Source organism: Providencia sp. wls1914, from assembly GCF_009706645.1.
In the GTDB taxonomy this organism is placed as follows: domain Bacteria; phylum Pseudomonadota; class Gammaproteobacteria; order Enterobacterales; family Enterobacteriaceae; genus Providencia; species Providencia zhijiangensis.
In genome coordinates this window covers 578,185-596,939 of record NZ_WLUN01000016.1, presented here as the reverse complement: position 1 = coordinate 596,939, position 18,755 = coordinate 578,185, and the positions used below count along the sequence as shown (strand labels likewise).

The 18,755-nt window shown below is 40.8% G+C and carries 21 protein-coding genes and 4 pseudogenes; 15 read left to right on the top strand and 10 right to left on the bottom strand.

Going from position 1 to position 18,755, the window contains the following annotated elements; all coding sequences use genetic code 11:
• Window position 1 precedes the first annotated feature (1 nt).
• The 3 genes from GKR74_RS13445 (at window position 2) to GKR74_RS17900 (ending at window position 1,078) form a co-directional block, all read left to right on the top strand.
• Window positions 2-451: a carboxymuconolactone decarboxylase family protein gene (locus GKR74_RS13445; RefSeq protein ID WP_154603965.1), complete on the top strand. Its 450-nt coding sequence runs from the start codon at window positions 2-4 to the stop codon at window positions 449-451.
• 128 nt (window positions 452-579) lie between these two features.
• On the top strand, window positions 580-801 hold the full coding sequence (locus GKR74_RS13440) for a YdcH family protein (protein WP_108478997.1): 222 nt from the start codon (window positions 580-582) through the stop codon (window positions 799-801).
• Between the two features lie 133 nt (window positions 802-934).
• The gene (locus GKR74_RS17900; protein ID WP_195848772.1) at window positions 935-1,078 is read left to right on the top strand and encodes a hypothetical protein; all 144 of its coding nucleotides are present in this window, start codon (window positions 935-937) and stop codon (window positions 1,076-1,078) included.
• A gap of 77 nt (window positions 1,079-1,155) precedes the next feature.
• Here the strand turns inward: GKR74_RS17900 and GKR74_RS13435 are convergent, their stop codons facing one another.
• Together GKR74_RS13435 and GKR74_RS13430 are read right to left on the bottom strand one after the other, a co-directional pair.
• Window positions 1,156-1,392 (bottom strand): helix-turn-helix domain-containing protein, encoded by a 237-nt coding sequence (locus GKR74_RS13435; RefSeq protein ID WP_154603964.1) that lies wholly within the window; start codon window positions 1,390-1,392, stop codon window positions 1,156-1,158.
• 131 nt (window positions 1,393-1,523) lie between these two features.
• Window positions 1,524-2,222 (bottom strand): aspartate/glutamate racemase family protein, encoded by a 699-nt coding sequence (locus GKR74_RS13430; protein WP_154603963.1) that lies wholly within the window; start codon window positions 2,220-2,222, stop codon window positions 1,524-1,526.
• Window positions 2,223-2,613: 391 nt separating this feature from the next.
• Here GKR74_RS13430 and sra point away from each other — a divergent pair, with 391 nt between their 5' ends.
• The 5 genes and pseudogenes from sra to GKR74_RS13405 all read left to right on the top strand — a co-directional run bounded on the left by sra (window position 2,614) and on the right by GKR74_RS13405 (window position 5,889).
• On the top strand, window positions 2,614-2,832 hold the full coding sequence (gene sra, locus GKR74_RS13425; RefSeq protein ID WP_230088637.1) for a stationary-phase-induced ribosome-associated protein: 219 nt from the start codon (window positions 2,614-2,616) through the stop codon (window positions 2,830-2,832).
• Window positions 2,833-3,099: 267 nt separating this feature from the next.
• Window positions 3,100-3,924, top strand: a pseudogene (locus GKR74_RS13420) (YaeF family permuted papain-like enzyme).
• A gap of 441 nt (window positions 3,925-4,365) precedes the next feature.
• Window positions 4,366-4,794, top strand: coding sequence for a universal stress protein (locus tag GKR74_RS13415; protein WP_006660028.1), 429 nt, complete (start codon window positions 4,366-4,368; stop codon window positions 4,792-4,794).
• 117 nt (window positions 4,795-4,911) lie between these two features.
• Complete coding sequence (locus tag GKR74_RS13410; protein ID WP_036954745.1) at window positions 4,912-5,250, top strand: hypothetical protein; 339 nt, start codon at window positions 4,912-4,914, stop codon at window positions 5,248-5,250.
• A gap of 189 nt (window positions 5,251-5,439) precedes the next feature.
• Window positions 5,440-5,889: a universal stress protein gene (locus tag GKR74_RS13405; protein WP_036954742.1), complete on the top strand. Its 450-nt coding sequence runs from the start codon at window positions 5,440-5,442 to the stop codon at window positions 5,887-5,889.
• Window positions 5,890-5,960: 71 nt separating this feature from the next.
• Here GKR74_RS13405 and GKR74_RS13400 read toward each other — a convergent pair whose 3' ends face one another.
• Window positions 5,961-6,254, bottom strand: a complete 294-nt coding sequence (locus GKR74_RS13400; RefSeq protein ID WP_154603961.1) for a DUF5339 domain-containing protein — start codon at window positions 6,252-6,254, stop codon at window positions 5,961-5,963.
• Between the two features lie 246 nt (window positions 6,255-6,500).
• Here GKR74_RS13400 and GKR74_RS18215 point away from each other — a divergent pair, with 246 nt between their 5' ends.
• The gene (locus GKR74_RS18215) at window positions 6,501-6,908 is read left to right on the top strand and encodes a hypothetical protein (RefSeq protein WP_230089160.1); all 408 of its coding nucleotides are present in this window, start codon (window positions 6,501-6,503) and stop codon (window positions 6,906-6,908) included.
• On the opposite strand, the gene GKR74_RS13390 is transcribed toward GKR74_RS18215, so the two are convergent.
• On the bottom strand, window positions 6,903-7,541 hold the full coding sequence (locus GKR74_RS13390) for a TetR/AcrR family transcriptional regulator (RefSeq protein ID WP_154603960.1): 639 nt from the start codon (window positions 7,539-7,541) through the stop codon (window positions 6,903-6,905). The genes GKR74_RS18215 and GKR74_RS13390 overlap by 6 nt on opposite strands.
• A gap of 148 nt (window positions 7,542-7,689) precedes the next feature.
• Between GKR74_RS13390 and GKR74_RS13385 the strand changes: the two genes are divergently transcribed.
• The 4 genes and pseudogenes from GKR74_RS13385 (at window position 7,690) to phoH (ending at window position 11,525) form a co-directional block, all read left to right on the top strand.
• Window positions 7,690-8,502: a threonine/serine ThrE exporter family protein gene (locus GKR74_RS13385; RefSeq protein ID WP_154603959.1), complete on the top strand. Its 813-nt coding sequence runs from the start codon at window positions 7,690-7,692 to the stop codon at window positions 8,500-8,502.
• Window positions 8,502-8,987: pseudogene (locus GKR74_RS13380) on the top strand (threonine/serine exporter). Before GKR74_RS13385 ends, GKR74_RS13380 begins: the two are co-directional and overlap by 1 nt.
• A gap of 299 nt (window positions 8,988-9,286) precedes the next feature.
• The gene (locus GKR74_RS13375) at window positions 9,287-10,252 is read left to right on the top strand and encodes an endonuclease (protein WP_154604415.1); all 966 of its coding nucleotides are present in this window, start codon (window positions 9,287-9,289) and stop codon (window positions 10,250-10,252) included.
• A 487-nt stretch (window positions 10,253-10,739) separates the two neighbouring features.
• Window positions 10,740-11,525: a phosphate starvation-inducible protein PhoH gene (gene phoH / locus GKR74_RS13370; RefSeq protein ID WP_154603958.1), complete on the top strand. Its 786-nt coding sequence runs from the start codon at window positions 10,740-10,742 to the stop codon at window positions 11,523-11,525.
• Between the two features lie 68 nt (window positions 11,526-11,593).
• On the opposite strand, the gene GKR74_RS13365 is transcribed toward phoH, so the two are convergent.
• The 4 genes and pseudogenes from GKR74_RS13365 to GKR74_RS13350 all read right to left on the bottom strand — a co-directional run bounded on the left by GKR74_RS13365 (window position 11,594) and on the right by GKR74_RS13350 (window position 15,061).
• Window positions 11,594-12,433 carry a siderophore-interacting protein gene (locus GKR74_RS13365; protein WP_336431331.1) on the bottom strand — a complete coding sequence of 280 codons (840 nt, stop codon included), beginning with the start codon at window positions 12,431-12,433 and terminating at the stop codon, window positions 11,594-11,596.
• Window positions 12,434-12,587: 154 nt separating this feature from the next.
• Complete coding sequence (locus GKR74_RS13360) at window positions 12,588-12,767, bottom strand: DUF2474 domain-containing protein (RefSeq protein ID WP_071992173.1); 180 nt, start codon at window positions 12,765-12,767, stop codon at window positions 12,588-12,590.
• Window positions 12,727-13,680: pseudogene (gene cydB / locus GKR74_RS13355) on the bottom strand (cytochrome d ubiquinol oxidase subunit II); the annotation flags it as partial. The gene GKR74_RS13360 and the pseudogene cydB, both read right to left, overlap by 41 nt.
• Window positions 13,565-15,061, bottom strand: a pseudogene (locus GKR74_RS13350) (cytochrome ubiquinol oxidase subunit I). The pseudogenes GKR74_RS13350 and cydB, both read right to left, overlap by 116 nt.
• Before the next feature lie 244 nt (window positions 15,062-15,305).
• Here GKR74_RS13350 and GKR74_RS13345 point away from each other — a divergent pair.
• Window positions 15,306-16,724 carry an aminotransferase-like domain-containing protein gene (locus GKR74_RS13345; protein ID WP_154603955.1) on the top strand — a complete coding sequence of 473 codons (1,419 nt, stop codon included), beginning with the start codon at window positions 15,306-15,308 and terminating at the stop codon, window positions 16,722-16,724.
• Window positions 16,725-16,770: 46 nt separating this feature from the next.
• Here the strand turns inward: GKR74_RS13345 and GKR74_RS13340 are convergent, their stop codons facing one another.
• Window positions 16,771-17,382: a LysE family translocator gene (locus GKR74_RS13340; RefSeq protein WP_154603954.1), complete on the bottom strand. Its 612-nt coding sequence runs from the start codon at window positions 17,380-17,382 to the stop codon at window positions 16,771-16,773.
• Between the two features lie 150 nt (window positions 17,383-17,532).
• Here GKR74_RS13340 and GKR74_RS13335 point away from each other — a divergent pair, with 150 nt between their 5' ends.
• Window positions 17,533-18,057: an Lrp/AsnC family transcriptional regulator gene (locus GKR74_RS13335; RefSeq protein WP_154603953.1), complete on the top strand. Its 525-nt coding sequence runs from the start codon at window positions 17,533-17,535 to the stop codon at window positions 18,055-18,057.
• Window positions 18,058-18,185: 128 nt separating this feature from the next.
• On the opposite strand, the gene GKR74_RS13330 is transcribed toward GKR74_RS13335, so the two are convergent.
• Window positions 18,186-18,644 carry a hypothetical protein gene (locus GKR74_RS13330; RefSeq protein ID WP_154603952.1) on the bottom strand — a complete coding sequence of 153 codons (459 nt, stop codon included), beginning with the start codon at window positions 18,642-18,644 and terminating at the stop codon, window positions 18,186-18,188.
• Window positions 18,645-18,755: the final 111 nt, after the last annotated feature.

Here is an 18,755-nt window from a genome sequence, read left to right as displayed (position 1 = left end):
TATGAACAGAGCATCATTATCTAAAAGTTCTCCTGATGCGTATAACAAGCTGATTGAGATTAGCAATCATATTGATCAGCAAGCAGTATCATTAGGAATGGAAGAAGGGTTTATTCATCTACTTAAATTGAGAATATCTCAGATTAATGGGTGTGCTTTTTGTGTGAGGCTTCATACGCAAGATGCTCAAAAATGCCATGTTAATATTGATAAAATCGCATTGGTCGCAGTATGGGAAGAGGCGGATTATTTTTCTGAAAAAGAAAAGGCCGCATTCTTATTGGCTGAATCAGTCAATATGGTTCATTCCGGTCATATTCCTAGTGATATTTATAAAAAAGCTGCGGAATACTGGAACGATGAACAACTAGCATTAATTGAATGGATATCTATCATCATTGGTTCTTTTAATCGCATCGCTATCGCAAGCCGCTATAAAGTGAAGCCGTAAGTCTCTAGTCGAATCACAGGTTAATATTAGTGATACTTGTCCTATATTTACAATAAGTAAAGTGACTTCATTTTCAATCTACGTGACACTGGATCGTGCGTATTAATCAGCTAATGGAGTAATGACTTATGTTCCCAGAGTATCGTGATTTAATCTCGCAGCTTCGTCAGTCAGATCCGGATTTTAGAGCCTTATTTAATCGGCATAATCAACTCGATCATGAAATAGCCAGACTGGAGCATCCAGACAGAAGTGGGTATGGCACTGATGTTATAGAGTTAAAAAAAGAAAAACTGCGCCTTAAAGAAGAGATTCATCAAATATTGAAAAACCCACCAGAACTAAGCTAACTCGATAGATTACTACAATTCACAGCCTCGCCAAGTGTGGGGCTTTTTATTGATTTTATTGGAAGCAATTTGCACTTAATCCTATAGGCGAGACTACCTAGCTAAGATAGTGTGTCTAAAAAGGAGAATAAACATGCCTGCATTTAACCCAGTAGAAATGATCGCTGAAACGATGTTAAACACAATTAGTATGATTGCAACACCTGTGGAATACCTACTTTATAGTGGAAAAATAGCGGAAATATTTATGATGAGTGTATTTTATATTCAACACTAAGAAGTAAACTCATCAAAAAACGATACTTAGCATAAAGTGAAAGCTAGGAGCTTTATGCTAAGAGGATGACATAAATATTATTGTTCTGGTTTTAAATAAGCGTCGAGCAGTATTCGAAGCTCAACATCTAATACTGAGCTCAGTGCAATAAGATGCCCAACATATATCGAGGAGGAACCATCTTCATATCGGGAATATGCGCGCTCTGAAACTGAAATGGCTTCAGCTATCTCGGTGACCGTTATTTGACGAGCGAGACGCTGTTCTTTGATGAATTGTCCTAAAGAGAGGTTGTTAAGTTTTCTTTCGTTCATCGGTACAGCCCTAAAATTAGTGGTGGACAATAAATAACATAGATATGTTAAACGTTAATAGGGAAGTATCTGTATTTTGGTAATGATAGGATAATTTTATGATAATTATCCTAATGTATGGAAACTCACTATTACTGGTTTTTTAGTGCGTATTTAACCGCACTCTGCGCATGAATTGCTGTGGTATCAAAAACGGGAACGGAAGTATCATCGTCATTTACCAGCAACGTGATTTCAGTACATCCAAGAATAATACCTTCAGCGCCTTGTTCAACGAGTGATTTCATGATGCGTCGATACTCGGTTCGTGAAGTCTCAGAGATAACCCCTAAACACAACTCATTATAGATAATATCGTGAACGATTTTTCTGTCTGCCTCATTTGGTGTGACCACCCTTAAGTTAAATTTATCAATCAGACGATCTTTATAAAAAGCTTGCTCCATGGTAAATGCAGTACCTAACAACCCAATAGTTGTAATGCCTGATTGTATTATTTGTTCACCTGTTGTATCTGCAATGTGAAGGAGAGGAAGGTTGGATTTTTCTTCGATTTGTGGGGCGACTTTGTGCATGGTATTTGTACACAAAACCAAAAAATCAGCGCCGGCCGCTTGTAATCTCATTCCTGCTTTTGCTAAATGGTCGGCAGCAAGATCCCATTGACCGTGAGATTGAAAATATTCAACTTCAGCAAAATCAACGCTGTATAAAACAATCTTAGCGGAATGTAACCCTCCAAGTTTCTGCTTAATACCTTCATTTATTTGCTGATAATAGAGTTGGGTTGATTCCCAGCTCATTCCCCCGATAAGTCCAATCGTCTTCATTGATAAGTACCTCATATGTGCTGTTTTCTTACTATACTGAGCGTATTTATGGGGAGTCAATCCGGTAATATCAGTTTTTATCGATAATATAAATAAAGCCGAGATTATTTTTAACTGATATCTATCTTATCAGTTTTAATATTGGAATTATCTTTCTGTAATTAATCACATATTAGAGATTTATTTTATTATTACTCTTAGAGAAATTGATTAGTAACGCCCTGAGACTGTTCAGTAAATCTTCATTAAATAATATTTTATTGCTGCTATACTACTAAAGTTACTTATTTTATTTTTTAGATAATGCGGGAATAAAATAAACCTAGTGACCTACACTGACTATTTTTTTGATGTTCAGTTTATGAATTTAAATTTTTTAGTTAAGGAGTTTATGATGGTAAGTAATAACCAAGCTCGTCGCTTATTAGGGATGCCGTTCAAGTTAAGTCGTTCTAAGCGTAATATTCAAGTTTCTGTGATTGCAAAGGAAAATGCTACGGCTTTACCTGAAGAGCTAAAAGATAAGCCGTTCGTTGCGGTACAGAAAAATAAAGCTACAGAAAAGAAAACCTATCACTCTATCAGCGTATTTTATCCGGAATATATCTAAGTTAATTTCAGGGTAAGATGTGACCCTCTAGATTGGCTAGAGGGTTTAAGTAATGCAATAATAAATCCCTTTCATATATCCATATCTTTTTTTGAATTATCTGATGGTGTTTTAGCATTGGAATGGTTCATGATCATTCAGCGATTTTTTGTGATCGCCACTCAGTTTCTATCTATTAAAGAAAATAAAATAGTGTGATAGTCATATTCTCTCGATAAAATCGAGATCGAGGATAATGATAAATACAACTAAAATGGATATGTGTAGATGAAATTATGCCAATGGATGCTATTTTTTTGTTTTCTATTTATAAATGGTTGTTCAACACAATTTAAAACTGACGATGAGTCAAATAAGCTGAAATTTAGTATTCAGCATGCAAACACGATCCCGATTAAGGATTCAGTTGAAACATTGACGGTGGCAGATATGTTGCCTGGAGATATCCTTTTATCTTCAGCTACGGGGATGAACTCGTGGGGGATCCGCTTATTTAGCGTGAGCGGGGTGAGTCACGCTTCTATTTATTTAGGGTTTGGTCAGGTGGCAGAATCGGTTGGGAGTGGGGTCAGAATTATTCCTCTCGACCAAGCAATCACAGATTCTAATAATATGGTTGTATTACGGCATAACTTATTGACGTCATTTCATGCAGAAAAACTGCGTGAGTTTTCTACTGCTAATGATGGAGGCAAATACAACATGAAAGGGATTATCATGATTGCGCCATGGATGCTGACAAAGCGCGTTTGTGAATTACCGCTGATTGGCCAGACTATCCGTAATTTTTGTCTTAAAACATTAGCTACAGTGCAATTAGGGGATGATATTGAACAAGCCAACGGTTTCTTTTGTTCGCAGTTTGTCCTAGATGCGTATAAATATGCCGGTGTGCCGCTATTTGAGGGGAACTCATCATGGATTACACCTGCCGATATTTTGCATATGCGTTCAGGGGACGTACCTACCTTTATGCCAACAGAGCGTTTAACTTATGTCGGACATTTAAAAAACTGGAGCTTTGGAGGCGCTATCCTCAATAAATGACGGATATTACAGGTTAAGTTTTGATGAAATATTGCTTGCCAATAGAATAAAAAAAAGGCCAACTCAAATGAGTTGGCCAGCTAAACTGGAAGCAATGTGAGCAATGTCGTTGTGAAAAGACCGAGTAATTTACTCAACTATTCACGAGATAAAAGATAACTATTCTCATTTAAGAAATCAACCCCTTTTTTCATATAACTATTAAAATTTTTTATCTCATCGAAAATCCAAAAAGTGCTTAAAAAACAAATTGATTAATGGTTTCATTGGTTCATTTTGCTACAATCTCATTTAATTCTGGCGAAAAATATTTAATATTTTTCGCTTTTTCTCCGAGTGCTGAAGTGAATTTAGATGCTGATAAAGAAATAATGTTGTGAATTTGTAGCCGGAGATCTCATTTATCTTTTGAGATAAGAGACATTTACGTACAGTTGATTATAATTTTATTGTTAATGTTTATTCGATAATTTATCAGGAGGGCTTATGTACAAAACGATTTTGGTCCCTATCGATCTCACTGAAGAAGAGTTGACCAGTAAAGCGGTTCGTCATGCGGTAAATTTAGCGAAACAATCTGGCGCAAAAATTCATCTGATCCACGTATTGCCTATCTCTTCGGCGATTATTAATGCGTATGCGTTGGGTTATATGGAAATTAAAGACCGAGCGACAGTGAAAGCAGAAGAAGACATGAAAATGTTGATGGATTCGATTGATCTTCCTCATGATGATGTCAGTTACACTATCACGTTTGGTTCACCTCGTGATGAAGTGATTAACACCGCAAAGGATATTAATGCTGATATTATTGTGATTGGTTCTCGCCGTCCAAATATTACGACCCACTTGTTAGGTTCTACAGCGGCAGGAATTGTTCGCTACGCAGAAACATCCGTACTGGTTGTTCGTTAATTTATTCTTTTTTAAAACCTATGCAATGAAGTTTCCATAATGTTGCATAGGTTTTTTTATGTCGTTTACAAGATCATTGTTGAATTGGCATATCGGTATGGATTGAGTAGGATTTTTATGGAGAAATTCACTAAAGAATTAATGCGCATGGAACATTTTGTTTTGCGAGTTCTGCGTTTTTATTTTTTAGCGTTATTAGTGTTTTTTATTGGCTTACTGCCTGGGATTATTGGTTTTTATTTTATTGAAGGGCATTCGATAATGGAATCTATGCTAAACGCATTATCAATGCTGAGTGGCCAAGCGATTGAGCCTGCACCAATCACCCAAACAGGCCGTTTCTTTATTGCTATTTATGGTTTATTTTTACAAAGTGTATTCATTATTAGTATTGGCTTAATCGTCACGCCATTTATTCATCGAATATTACATAAATGGCATCTAGAAGAGGATTAGATTGAATAAGTTGCCAAATGTTGTGATTATTTTACTGAATTGATTGTCAGATTAGTAAACCAGTTCACGACATTTTCATTTTATTCAGACTATACTTTTCTTGGCAAAACAATAACCATTAAACCGCTATCTCATCTATTCAAAAAACGAATAAATTGAATGAGAGATACATCCTTGAGAGGGGCTTATATGAATAAAACTATTTTGGTTCCCGTTGATATTTCTGAAGATGCATTGACCGATAAAGCGTTAAAGCAAGCCATTCATTTAGCAAAAATGGATAACGCTAACATTCATCTATTTCACTCAGTGCCGGATGTTTCAAGATTTTCGATGAGTTATAGCTATCATTATGATTTGCTCGCCTCATTTACGAAAAAGGCCATTGAACGCTCGGAAGAACAGCTGGTTGAACTGGTTAATCACATTGTGAAAGATATGGATTTCCCCGCGGATAGGATCTCTTATAAAGTGGAGTTCGGTTCGCCAAGAGAAAAAGTATTAGACGAAGCTGAGAAAGTTCATGCCGACCTTATTGTGGTTGGCTCACGTAACCCAAGTATCTCAACCCACTTATTGGGTTCGAATGCTTCAGGGATCGTCTCTTATGCAAAAATATCCGTTTTAGTCGTAAGATAGTTTTATTATTTAATACACAGACTGGATTCATAAAAAAGACCTGAGCTATCAGGTCTTTTTCTTTGGAGCAATTAGGGTTTATTGACAGTTTCTTTTGCCTGCTCAATAGCTGTTAATGCCTGGCCGCATGCTTGCTCTTGCGTATCTTCAGGATAACTTGCGAGGGTTTTCCTCGCGTCTTCTAATTGCGACTTCATTAATGCGATTTGTTCACTCGCATTAGGCTCATTTTTATATTGTTCTTCCGCTTGTTGAACTAGCGCATTCATTTCTTTGAAATATTTGTCACAAACTTGTCCTGCATTTGCATTCAATGCAGTCAGCGAAACAAATAGGCCCAATGCAATTGGCAGAATATTCTTCATTATATTTTCACTTTCAAAAGTCATATTTCGGCAAGCATAGCATCCCATTTTTTAAAAAGACATCGGCCAATGATGAATATTTCAATGAGTTTTAATTTTTATCAAATTAATCATACCAATATTAAAGGAAGTGGCTATAGCATAAATTGCAAACTATAAATGAGAATCATTCTTGACTGCCTGTAATGATAAAGTGTACATTTCAGTACACTTTATTGAGTTAACAACCCAACGTAAGGAATGATAATGAATAACAGTATTATGATTAATACTCAGAACTGGCCTGTCTGCGCGATGAATACGTTTCCAACGTCAATGGTGGAAACTCAGTCATGGTTATCGGAACTTGAGCAATTATTAGCGAAAAAGACCCCGTTTGTTTTAATTTATCCACCTATGGAACAGAAAGGGAAACCAACAGCAGAAGATATGGAATGTATGAAATTCGTGCGTCGTTGGTTGAAAGATGGAAGAGAGGCGATGGCAGAATATTGTCGAGCGATGGTGATCACGTTACAGCCAGATGGGGGGGATAAAGATGAAATGGAGCGCACTGCACCTGTTATTTCATCTCTGTATGGGCCTGAAGTTTTTTTAGTGGAAAGCTCTCAAGTTGCGCAACAGCGAGCCACTGAAATTTTAAATGGGCTATGATTTACTAGCACTAATTTTACGAATATAGCTAGCGATGATATCCACGGAAAGCCCGATTTGTTGATGGATAAATTCATCGCTAGGTTTAAAGTTTTCGACACAGAAGGTTTTGATAAAAACATCCGCTTTTAGCATCTCTAGATAACGGGATGAAATACTTAACAGTGTGGCTTTATCGACTTTGACAGTCGGAATTTGTGCAAGCTTTTCGGCAAGGCGCTGATAGCTTTGCACGGGGCCTTGTTCGAAAAAGAGTTGGCTAATATCAGGGAAGCGGTTGTATTCACCCAATATTAGGCGATATAGCCCGATAGATTGGGGTTTAATCACATTGATTAAAAAACGCGAACCATAAAACGATAATACCGCTTCTATGTTGTTTAAAGGCGGCTCTTTATGGTCTGGTTCGGTAAAAATATCGTCTATCATATGTGCCACGACTGCGGCAAATAAGCCTTCTTTATCTCCAAAGTTTTTATATAACGTCGACCGGGAACCGCCCGCGCGTTCGATGATCATATCTAATGTCGTGCCTTCAAAACCGTATTGCAGAAAAATATCCGCCGCAGCCATAATAAGTGCTTGATGGCGGCGCTGTCCTTTTGGTGTTTTGGCTGAACTTGTCTGGTTCATGAAATCAATTTCCTAACAAAATGGCGACACGGGACTAAATTATCTGAAAGAGGTCATAATTCAGTTTGTTATTTTCCTCTATGATGTATATGAATATTATCATGTTTAAATCAATATCTGAATTTTTGTCAAATCCTTGGGGGAGAGAATGAAGGATTGCATAGCGGATGAAAAAACGCAGGGAGAAGAAATGCTTGTTGATACACAGAGAGAAATTACAAAGCTGTGTATTGAATGCGGTTTGCTGCTATTACAGCATGGGGCTGAGAGTATGTTGGTTGAGCAGTTAACAACACGTTTAGGCATCGCTTTGGGCGCTAGTCAGGTAGATAGTGCAATTTCATCTAACTCACTTGTATTAACCACAATCATCGATGGGCGTTGTTTAACATCGACTCGGCGGATTATTGACCGTGGTATTAATATGCATGTGGTGACTGAAGTTCAGCATGCAGTGATCCTCGTTGAACACCATTTACTTGACCGTAAACAACTACAAAAAAAATTAGCGGGCATCAAACCACTACGTTATCCCCGCTGGTTAATGGTGGTGATGGTGGCGCTTTCTTGTGCTTGCTTCAGTTCCCTTAACGGAGGTGGTTGGGAAAGTGCGTTGATCACCTTTATGGCGAGTGGCTGTGCGATGTATATCCGGCAAGTGTTAACATCTCGCCAGATTAACCCATTGATTAACTTCTGCATTACAGCATTTGTCGCGACATCCGTTTCGGGTTTATTACTCAAAGTGCCCTATTTAAATGTGACTGAAACCATTGCGATGGCGGCAAGCGTGCTGCTGTTAGTTCCCGGATTTCCATTAATTAATGCGGTGGCGGATATGTTCAAAGGCCACGTGAATACAGGAATTGCTCGTTGGATGATGGCCAGCTTATTAACGCTGGCAACTTGTATCGGCGTTGTATTGGCGATGATCATTTGGAATCTGAGGGAGTGGGCCTAATGTTTTTCATTGAGCTAATTGAGAAAATGGTCTTAGCGGCTGTCCCTGCTGTTGGTTTTGCAATGGTGTTTAATGTGCCAGTGAGGGCATTGAAATATTGCGGGTTATTAGGCGCGATTGGTTATGGTTCACGAATGATTTTAATGTCGCTGGGGTTGCAAATTGAATGGGCGAGTTTTCTTGCCGCGATTTTAATTGGCATGATAGGGATTCAGTGGTCGCGTTGGTGGTTGGCTCATCCGAAAGTTTTTACCGTTGCAGCGGTTATTCCTATGTTTCCGGGGATCAGCGCCTATATCGCAATGATTTCTGTGGTGAAAATTTCTCAATATGGCTATACCCCAGAGTTAATGGAAACGCTGGTTACTTACTTTTTAAGGGCATCTTTTATTGTCGGTGCGCTCTCTATCGGCATTTCGTTACCTGGATTGTGGTTATATCGAAAAAAGCCAAGTGTTTGATACTCAAAAATGTTTTACTGTTAGAGCCCTTTAAGCAATAAATCACGCAATAGTAAAAGCGTTAGTTGATAGCGATTAACGCTTTTTGTTAGCCAAGCTTGTTATCTATTCTTTGTATATTATTGCACAAATTCCGATATTGCTTTTGATGTAATAAAATTGAGTACCAATTGATATCAAAAAGACTTATATTTCATCCAACTAGCGAGTATACATAGTGCATTCGGCAATTTTTGCATGAATAACTTACGTGTTGTATTTAATAAATTGCTTTTTTTCCTATCAATGGTGTTATTTTGAAACAGATTTTTTATTTTTCGCGCATGATCATTGCGTTAGTATGTTTTTCCTCGTTATTTATCTCTTCCGTTTATGCTGCACCGAACAATTTCACTGAAGCGAAAACGTCCAGTAAAAGCCTTGTTTATGGTGATCAAAATCATCAGGGACAAGGAACGCTATATTGTGGCTGTGAGTGGGAATGGACAGGTAAAAGTGGTGGGCAAGTTGATTTAGCTTCATGCGGCTACCAAGTGCGTAAGCAACAGAGCCGTGCTGAGCGTATTGAATGGGAACATATTGTTCCTGCTTGGGTGTTTGGTCATCAAAGACAGTGCTGGCAGAATGGCGGTCGTAAAAATTGCGTCTCAACTGACCCTGTGTTTTCTCGAATGGAGGCAGATATGCATAACCTCGCGCCTTCAATTGGGGAGGTGAATGGTGACCGCAGTAATTGGAGCTATGGCCAGTTACCGGTTAATGCGCCTTATTCTTACGGTGCATGTCGTAGCCGCATTGATTTTAAACAGAAAATCTTTGAGCCACGCGACGAGGTGAAAGGGCAGGTTGCTCGGGTCTATTTCTATATGCATGACCGCTATAATTTATCCATGTCACGCCAACAGCAGCAGTTATTTATGGCGTGGGATAAACAGCATCCGGTGAATGAATGGGAACAAAAACGTGATCAGCGCATTGCTAAAGTGATGGGGCACCATAACCCATTTGTGACGGGCGAAAGAGCGTGGAGTTTAGGGCACAAGAATAGCGGTGATGGCTTAAATATGAGTGATAAGCCCAGCGAAAGAGTCCCTCAGCCTGTAACTCAATCTTCCCCAAACAAGGACGGTGAGATGCAGGTAAAAGGTAACCGTAATTCAAAGAAATATCATTTATCCCACTGTTCAGGGTTTAAAACCTTATCGGATAAAAATGCGGAATTCTTTGCGAATGAAGCAGATGCTCAGGCAAAAGGTTATCAATTAGCGGGTAACTGTAAGCCTCGTTAATAGCATTGGACTGTAATAACTCAGTAAATTTAGCGAGTTATTACAGTTTTCTATATGCAATTTTTCACAGATTATCTGATAGATACGTGTATTTACACATTTTTTGTTAATTTAAAGTTGTCATTCAAAAAAAACTCGCGCTATATTTATTGTATGGAAACGTTGTAGGTTGATGATATTCGGGCCAATGCAATATTTTGTCGTGAGTTCGAGTATTTTTTATATTGTCATAATATTGTCACGCAGATTCTTTAGTTTACGAGTATCGCCTTTATAGGAGAAACTAATGAGAACTAGGTGTTTGTTAATCAATATGCGAAACCGGTTACCACTCCATCATGAAACTGACATGATGAGATTGCTAACCGGTTTTTTTATACCTGAATTATCAACCTAGGCAACACAAGAGCTTGAAGGGAGCTCCTCTCTGTTTTGAATAGTTCGTCATCTGAAATTGACATCATCGATACCTGGAAGGGTTAATACTATGAGTAGACAGAAAGCTGCAACAAAAGCACGTCGTGAAATGAAACGTACATCACGCAAAGACCGTTCAGGGAGGTATGATATGAACAACGTTACCTCCTTCGCTGAGTTTACAGGCATTGAGCCGATAGGCATGGCGAAAGAACGTCGCGATGAAACTCCAATAGCACCACGTAATGAAGCCCAGAAGCTCTACATTAATTCCATCAAGCACAAGCAGTTGATTTTCGCTAACGGTGAGGCAGGGTGCGGGAAAACCTATATCAGTACTGCATTGGCTGCGGATGCCTTGATTAACAAGGAAATTAGCAAAATCATTGTCACGAGACCCGTGTTGCAAGCGGAGGAAGATCTTGGTTTCTTACCGGGAGATATGTCTGAAAAGTTTGCGCCTTATTTCCGACCTGTTTATGACGTATTAATGAAGCGATTAGGCGCTTCGTTCCTACAGTATTGTTTACGCCCTGAGATTGCTAAAGTTGAAATAGCGCCATTTGCTTATATGCGTGGTCGCACATTCGAAAATGCGATTGTGATCCTCGATGAAGCACAGAACGTCACAGTCACTCAAATGAAAATGTTTTTAACTCGTTTGGGTGAGAACGTAACGGTAATTGTAAACGGTGACGTGACCCAATGTGATTTACCAAGCGGTGTTCAGTCAGGTTTAGGAGATGCGTTACAGCGCTTTAGTAGCGATGAAATGGTCTCGATGGTCAATTTCACGATTGATGATTGTGTGAGATCTCAGCTATGTCACAAGGCCCTGCTGGCTTACAATGACTAACAACTAGTTTAACTAGCTACACAGGCTAATTAATGCATGAAACTGCCCCATATAGGGGCAGTTTTTTATTAGTCGTCAGGGTTGTCCATGACGGCGTGACGTTCATGATGATAACCTTCTTCATCATAGCCATATCGCCAGTAAGGAATTGCGTAGATATCATCGCGACCAAAACCTTTCTCACGTCTAATAAAACGGCGTAATTCACGGATAATTTGATCTTCACCGGCAATCCAAAAGCCCACATCGGATTCTGGAATATCCCACGATTTGAATGTATTAATCAGATTGGTAGTTTGGCTAATGTCTCCGCAGATCCAATCAATTTCGATGCCTGCGGGCTTGGCTAACTCGCGAATATCCGCTTGGTGGTAAAGGCGTAGAACGACGCGTCCCGTCGCGGTAGCAGGCATTTTTTCCAGTAACGCCGCAATCGCAGGCAAAGAGCTTGAATCACCCGCCATAAAGTAATGTGCGCGGATAGGCAATAGTGGATCTGGGCCACCAGGGTTGGTGATCCCCAGCCAATAACCCGGTTTTGCATCACGAGCAAACAGATAAGCAGGACCTGTTACCCCTTCGTGCATGGCAAATTCAATATCGATTTCATTGAGTTCAGGGCGAATAGCGCGAACGGTGTAAGTGCGCACAAAAGGGCGCGGCTTATCTTCTGGCCAGCTACGTCCTTTTTCTGTGAGGAAAGGAAGCGCGGGTTGGCTTTGATGGTCAGGGGCAATAAAAATTTTGAGATGACCACCTTCACACTCCGTTGGGTAATTGGCTAACTTTTCACCCGTAAATGTGATGCTGCGAATAGAAGGGCTGATATCGACAATGGATTTAACTTGAATAAGCTGTGGGGGCGCTGGGCGGTAGATATTTTTTTCAACAGTCTGTTCACTAGCCACTAACCGTCTCCTTTCTTAATGATAATATTATTATATGTTAATTATTATCATTATCATATCATGAATGTTTATAGGAAAACTATTCAAAAGATGCAGGATTATTGAGCGTCTAATTATAAACATGCCGCAGCATTAAAATGCTGCGGCAAAGGGCTTACTTCACTTTCATGCCAGCGGCGGTCATCAACAATCTAAATAAGGAAGAGAATGCGAATAGTGCCAATACACTTCCTAACCAAATTGCTGCCATCCAACCGAGTTTCTTCCACCAAGGTGAGCGGAGAGTTGTATCAGTGATAGCCTTGGTCTGGGGTAATTTTTCCTCTGAAGACATAGTAACTCCAATAGGTATAAACCAAAATAACAGGGATGATGAATAGGGCGCCAACTAGCATAAAGCCTAAGCTTTCTGAAGGACCTGCCGCATCGCGGAAGGTAATTGCTGGCGGAATTAAACTTGGCCAAACGCTGATGCCTAATCCTGTAAACCCTAAGAAAATCAGCATGAGTGCAGCGAGAAATGGCACGCTATCGTGACGTTGACGTTTGGCGCTTTTTAAAATGATCCACACACAGCCGAGCACTAATAAAGGAACTGGTAAGAAGAAAAACAGGTTTGGTAAGCTAAACCAACGCGTATAAACCGCCTCATTTAACATTGGCGTCCATAAACTGATCACGCCAATCACTGCTAACATGACCAGTGTTAATGGAGTTAGCACGCGATACATGGTTTTACGCAGGTGTCCTTCCGTTTTCATGATCAACCAGCCACATGCCAGTAAGGCGTAAGCGATGACTAATCCAAATCCACAGAACAGAGGGAAAGGTGCGAACCAGTCAAAATAGCCACCCATATACACACGGTTTTCAACATGGAAGCCTTGAATAAACGCGCCAATCACAATCCCTTGGGAGAATGTGGTAAGAATCGATCCCCAAATAAAGGCGTGATCCCAGCGGCGGCGATGAGATTCATCGGCGCGGAAGCGGAACTCAAAGGCGACCCCACGAAAAATCAGTGCTAGCAACATAAAGGTAAGGGGGATGGATAGCGCATCTAAAACAATGGCATAGGCTAATGGGAATGCCCCAAATAGCGCCGCACCACCAAGCACTAACCAGGTTTCGTTACCATCCCAAACCGGTGCCACACTGTTCATCATTAAATCTCGGTCTTGGCTCTCTTTTAAGGCTGGGTACAAAATACCAATACCTAAGTCAAAACCGTCCATCACGATATACATCAACATACTGAAGACGATGATGACAAACCAAATTAGTGGTAAATCAATGCCCATGAGTTGCCTCCTCGGAGATACCTTTACGAATTAATTTCATCATGTACATGTAGCCGATGCCAAATACGCCGCCGTACACCACAAAGAAGGCTAGCAAGCTCACGCTCATGTGCATTTCACCATGGGCGCTCACGGCATCTGCTGTACGCTGTAAACCGTAGACAACCCAAGGCTGGCGACCAATTTCGGTGGTAAACCAACCGGCTAAGATGGCGATTAAACCTGATGGCGCCATGACGAACATAAAACGCAGGAACAATTTGGAGTCATACAGTTTTTTACGTGAACGTAGCCATAGCCCCCAAACACCGGCGGCAATCATCAACATGCCTAAGCCCACCATCACGCGGAATGACCAGAACACCATAAACACATTTGGCCTATCTTCCGGTGGGAACTCTTTCAGTGCAGGAACCTGTTTGGTGGTGCTGTGTGTCAAAATCAGGCTCGCCATGTAAGGAATTTCAATGGCATATTCGGTTTTTTCTTTTTCCATATTTGGAATGCCGAAGAGGATCAGCGGGGTGGCTTCGCCGGGTTTATTTTCCCAGTGACCTTCCATTGCCGCGACTTTAACTGGCTGATATTTTAGAGTGTTTAACCCATGAGCATCGCCGATGAAAGCTTGGACTGGCGCTAAAATTAGGATCAACCACAAGGACATGGAGAACATTTTCTTCATGGCAGAGGATTTATTGCCTTTGAGTAAATGCCACGCGCCGGATGCACCAATGAAAAACGCCGCTGCCAAGAATGCCGCAGTGGTCATGTGGAGTAAGCGGTATGGGAATGAGGGGTTAAAGATCACCGCTAACCAATCGACAGGGACAATTCGCCCATCGATAATTTCAAAACCTTGAGGTGTTTGCATAAAGCTATTGGATGCAAGGATCCAGAAGGTTGAAATGATGGTGCCGAGTGCAACCATACACGTCGCAAAGTAGTGAAGCTTTTCGCCCACGCGGTTCATACCAAATAGCATGACACCGAGGAAGCCAGCCTCTAAGAAAAAGGCGGTGAGCACTTCATAGGTTAAGAGTGGGCCGGTGATGCCACCTGCAAAATCCGAGAAGAAACTCCAGTTAGTCCCAAATTGGTATGCCATCACCAATCCAGAAACGACCCCCATACCGAAATTGACGGCAAACACTTTTGACCAAAAATGGAACAATTTTATATAGTCAGTATCGCGGGTTTTGAGCCATAAACCTTCGAGAACGGCCAAAAAACTGGCAAGCCCGATGGTGATGGCAGGGAAGATAATATGGAACGATACCGTAAACGCGAATTGAATACGGGCAAGCTCCAGCGCAGTTAGTCCAAACATATTGACCCCTGAATGGAATTGATTTCGACACGCCACATTTCCAGCTATTGCGAAGCAATTGTGGGCTGTTCCTTAGCAATAAATAATTGATTTCACTGGATTGTTAACACTCATAAATCCAACTAAAAATGTTTTGTGGTTATAGTTAAAAAAAGTCAGGTGAATGTGTGGATAAGTAGAACATGAGACGATAAACTATAATAGTAACAATTTTTAGCAAATCACCTATAACAGTGAGGCGGGAATGACGAGATACGAACAGCTAGCGGCACAAATTCGTCAACAGATTGAAGATAATATTTGGCAAGTAGGTGACAGGCTACCTTCACTGAGAGAGAGCGTTAAACAATCGGGTTTAAGCTTAATGACAGTGGTGCAAGCTTATCAATTACTGGAAAGTCAGGGGTGGGTCGCTGCGCGCCCGCAATCTGGCTATTATGTTGCAAATCGCAATAATGCATTTGCCGCCGCAAAAGGGGGGAAAGGGCTCCATTTAAATGAAAATGTGGAGATCAACGCCTCGATTTTCGGTGTTCTACAAGCTTGCAAAGACCCAGATATTATCCCATTTGGCTCTGCTTTCCCAGAACCCGCTTTACTGGATGATCCAAAATTAGCCAAGTCTCTCGCGTCGGTGGCGCGCCGTTTATCGAAAACCAATACCACCACCAACTTACCACCGGGAAATGAACAGCTGCGCCGCAATATTGCCCAGCGTTATGCAACTCAAGGGATCCACGTCGCCCCTGATGAAATCGTGATTACGGCTGGGGCGATGGAGTCATTGGTGTTGAGCTTACAAGCGGTTACTCAACCGGGTGATTGGGTAGTGATTGAATCCCCTGCATTTTATGGTTCTTTGCAGGCAATAGAGCGCTTAAAACTTAAAGCGATTGCCATCAAAACTGACCCATTATTTGGGATTGACCTAGATGCATTAGAGGACATTGCGGATAAATACCCGATCAAAGCTTGCTGGCTGATGACACACTACCAAAACCCGTTAGGCGGCACGATGCCTCCTGCCAATAAAAAGCGGTTAGTGAATATTTTAAACAGTCACAAAATTGTGTTGATCGAAGATGATGTGTATGGCGAGCTTTACTTTGGTAATCAGCAACCTATTCCGGCAAAATCACTCGATTCACAAGGAAACTTTTTCCACTGTTCATCATTTTCGAAATGTTTAGCGCCGGGGTACCGTGTTGGGTGGGTGGCTGCAGGTCATCATGCGAGCAAAATTCAGCATCTACAAATGATGAGCACCGTTTCTGCCAGCGTACCAACCCAATTGGCGATCGCGGAATACTTATCTCAAGGGGGATATGATAACCATCTGCGCAAACTGCGCCAAACCATGGAGCAGCGGCAACATATCATGCTGAGCGCAATCGCGAAATACATGCCGTCCACGGTTAAAGTGAATACCCCAAAAGGGGGCTATTTTTTATGGCTAGAATTTGAACCGCCATTTAACGCCATCCAACTGTATCAATTGGCGTTGAAGGAAGGCATTAGCATCGCGCCAGGGAGTATGTTCTCTACCAGCGATCAATTCAATCATGCATTTCGACTAAATGCGTCATTTGCATGGAATGACCGGCTTGAACAGGCGATGCAAGTTCTAGGTCGTTTATGCCATCGATTAACGGGGCTTAAATAGGGAAAATAGGGTGAGGGCGAAAGTCGCGTTCACCCTTGAAAGTTGATTAGCTGCTTGCAAGTCCGATGGCAGCAAAGGTTAACATTCCGCCAGCAACACCTTCTGTAATGCGGCGTTTTTTATCGCTATATTGTTGGCGATTATGCATCGATGCGAATATCATGCCGATGGCACCATAAATAATGATGCATGATGTGATGAAAGTCGCTGATAAGATTAAAGATTGTATTGCAACGCTTTCGGAAACATGGATAAAATTAGGCAAAATTGCGAAATAAACTAGTAACCCCTTAGGGTTAAGGAAGCTAGTGAGAAACGCTTTGCCAATCACAGCTTGCGTGGAAACGACGTTAATCTGGAACTTTCTCGATTTCATGGCCGATAACAGCATACGAACAGCTAAGTAAGCGACGTAGGCGACTCCCACCCATTTGATGGTTTGGAAGATAATCGGTGAAGTTGCAACAATAGCTGCGAGGCCAAGTGCCGCTAAAATGGCATGGGTCACATAGCCGAGGATAATACCTAAATTGGCTTTCCATGCAGCAGCGATACCGCCTGATAGCCCTTGCGATGAGATAAATAAAATATCGGGACCTGGTGTACAAATCAAAGGAATGACCGTTGCACTAAACAGCAATAACGTTTGTAGATCCATCCAAACACCTCTATTTATTATTATTTTCTTATGAAGAGAAAAAAGTTTGGTTATTATAGCTATTTCCCGTTGAAATTTGGTTGTTTTGTTGCTTGTCATGGATGTTTATTTGACATTTAATATCAAAAAATAAAAGCAAAAGAGGTTCGCATGCCAAAGAATACTGGCTCGCATTATGCAGAAAAACATGAGCTGGAACACAGTAGCTCATCCGCAATCAAATTAGATGCGATTGATAAACATATTTTGCAGGTGCTGCAACGTGATGGAAAAATTCAAAACGTTGAACTAGCAAAAGAAGTCGGCTTATCCCCGTCACCTTGCTTAAGGCGCGTTAAGTTGCTGGAAGATGCTGGCGTAATTAAACGTTATGTTGCGGTGTTGGATGGTGCAAAGATTGGCGCAGGTTTGTCCCTGTTCGCACGCATTTGGTTTAAAACTCAAGATGCGCAAACCATTAATCAATTTGTTGCCGATATTCAGCAAATGCCAGAAGTTGTAGAGTGCCATTTAATGGCGGGTGAGTGTGATGCGCTGATCCGTATTGTGACGGAAGATATGGCTTCCTATCGCCGTTTTCATGCCGATTATTTGACGCAAATAAGCAGTGTGCAGAGCATCAAAACGGAAGTGCCGATGGAGACGGTCAAAGTGACGTATGCACTTCCTTTATAAGTTTTATAAGCTTATGAAATCCACTTATTTACCCTTCTAGACTGCTCAATAATCATAATGGATATTATTGAGCAGCTTGCCAATTTGTATTGACTACTTATTCATGAGCGGATATAGCGCCAGAGATATTATTCTGGACGCTCAGGAATTTCAGCAAGGTGCTCATAAATATTGTCAACAACGGTATTTGGCACACAGACAATCTTTGTCAGTTTCTTATCTTTGTTATAAACCTCAACCCCTGATTCTATTTTAGAGCCTGAATGAGTTGTAAAAATGGTATAGGTATAAGTGCCGTTTTTAAAATCGATTTCTTGGGAAGCTGCATAACCAGTATCTGTATCCGCATAGCGGGTTTGGAAAAAGCCCTGCGTAAGTTGTTTAGGACTACGGGTAATTTCAATATCAGGCTGTTGATTTAATTTTCCAAACTGGTACTGATACTGACCATTAATCAACGTCACTTTGACCTGACGGTCATTTTTGTTAACGCATTGAAATACAGTCACTGTGTGTGAATCAGCCAGTGCTGGGGCAGACATGAGTACAGGTAATGCTAGAGCAAGTAGTGTACGGCGAAGTTTCATGGGATCCCTACCAATAAAAGAGTTATCAATATTTATGTTATCGGCATCGTATTCAGATGCTCAAGAGAGAGTTTAGCATTTAAAATAAATCCGATAGAATAAAATGAATTT

What these genes read in the sequence shown, in the direction of transcription:
- GKR74_RS13345 (WP_154603955.1), top strand. Translation starts at nt 15,306, where the DNA reads ATGACGAGATACGAACAGCTAGCGGCACAAATTCGTCAACAGATTGAA.
- GKR74_RS13360 (WP_071992173.1), bottom strand. Translation starts at nt 12,767, where the DNA reads ATGTCTTCAGAGGAAAAATTACCCCAGACCAAGGCTATCACTGATACA.
- sra (WP_230088637.1), top strand. Translation starts at nt 2,614, where the DNA reads ATGATGGTAAGTAATAACCAAGCTCGTCGCTTATTAGGGATGCCGTTC.
- GKR74_RS18215 (WP_230089160.1), top strand. Translation starts at nt 6,501, where the DNA reads ATGAATAACAGTATTATGATTAATACTCAGAACTGGCCTGTCTGCGCG.
- GKR74_RS13435 (WP_154603964.1), bottom strand. Translation starts at nt 1,392, where the DNA reads ATGAACGAAAGAAAACTTAACAACCTCTCTTTAGGACAATTCATCAAA.
- GKR74_RS13445 (WP_154603965.1), top strand. Translation starts at nt 2, where the DNA reads ATGAACAGAGCATCATTATCTAAAAGTTCTCCTGATGCGTATAACAAG.
- GKR74_RS13340 (WP_154603954.1), bottom strand. Translation starts at nt 17,382, where the DNA reads ATGGATCTACAAACGTTATTGCTGTTTAGTGCAACGGTCATTCCTTTG.
- GKR74_RS13405 (WP_036954742.1), top strand. Translation starts at nt 5,440, where the DNA reads ATGAATAAAACTATTTTGGTTCCCGTTGATATTTCTGAAGATGCATTG.
- GKR74_RS13400 (WP_154603961.1), bottom strand. Translation starts at nt 6,254, where the DNA reads ATGAAGAATATTCTGCCAATTGCATTGGGCCTATTTGTTTCGCTGACT.
- GKR74_RS13385 (WP_154603959.1), top strand. Translation starts at nt 7,690, where the DNA reads ATGAAGGATTGCATAGCGGATGAAAAAACGCAGGGAGAAGAAATGCTT.
- GKR74_RS13335 (WP_154603953.1), top strand. Translation starts at nt 17,533, where the DNA reads ATGCCAAAGAATACTGGCTCGCATTATGCAGAAAAACATGAGCTGGAA.
- GKR74_RS13410 (WP_036954745.1), top strand. Translation starts at nt 4,912, where the DNA reads ATGGAGAAATTCACTAAAGAATTAATGCGCATGGAACATTTTGTTTTG.
- GKR74_RS13440 (WP_108478997.1), top strand. Translation starts at nt 580, where the DNA reads ATGTTCCCAGAGTATCGTGATTTAATCTCGCAGCTTCGTCAGTCAGAT.
- GKR74_RS13390 (WP_154603960.1), bottom strand. Translation starts at nt 7,541, where the DNA reads ATGAACCAGACAAGTTCAGCCAAAACACCAAAAGGACAGCGCCGCCAT.
- GKR74_RS13415 (WP_006660028.1), top strand. Translation starts at nt 4,366, where the DNA reads ATGTACAAAACGATTTTGGTCCCTATCGATCTCACTGAAGAAGAGTTG.
- GKR74_RS13330 (WP_154603952.1), bottom strand. Translation starts at nt 18,644, where the DNA reads ATGAAACTTCGCCGTACACTACTTGCTCTAGCATTACCTGTACTCATG.
- GKR74_RS17900 (WP_195848772.1), top strand. Translation starts at nt 935, where the DNA reads ATGCCTGCATTTAACCCAGTAGAAATGATCGCTGAAACGATGTTAAAC.
- GKR74_RS13430 (WP_154603963.1), bottom strand. Translation starts at nt 2,222, where the DNA reads ATGAAGACGATTGGACTTATCGGGGGAATGAGCTGGGAATCAACCCAA.
- phoH (WP_154603958.1), top strand. Translation starts at nt 10,740, where the DNA reads ATGAGTAGACAGAAAGCTGCAACAAAAGCACGTCGTGAAATGAAACGT.
- GKR74_RS13375 (WP_154604415.1), top strand. Translation starts at nt 9,287, where the DNA reads ATGATCATTGCGTTAGTATGTTTTTCCTCGTTATTTATCTCTTCCGTT.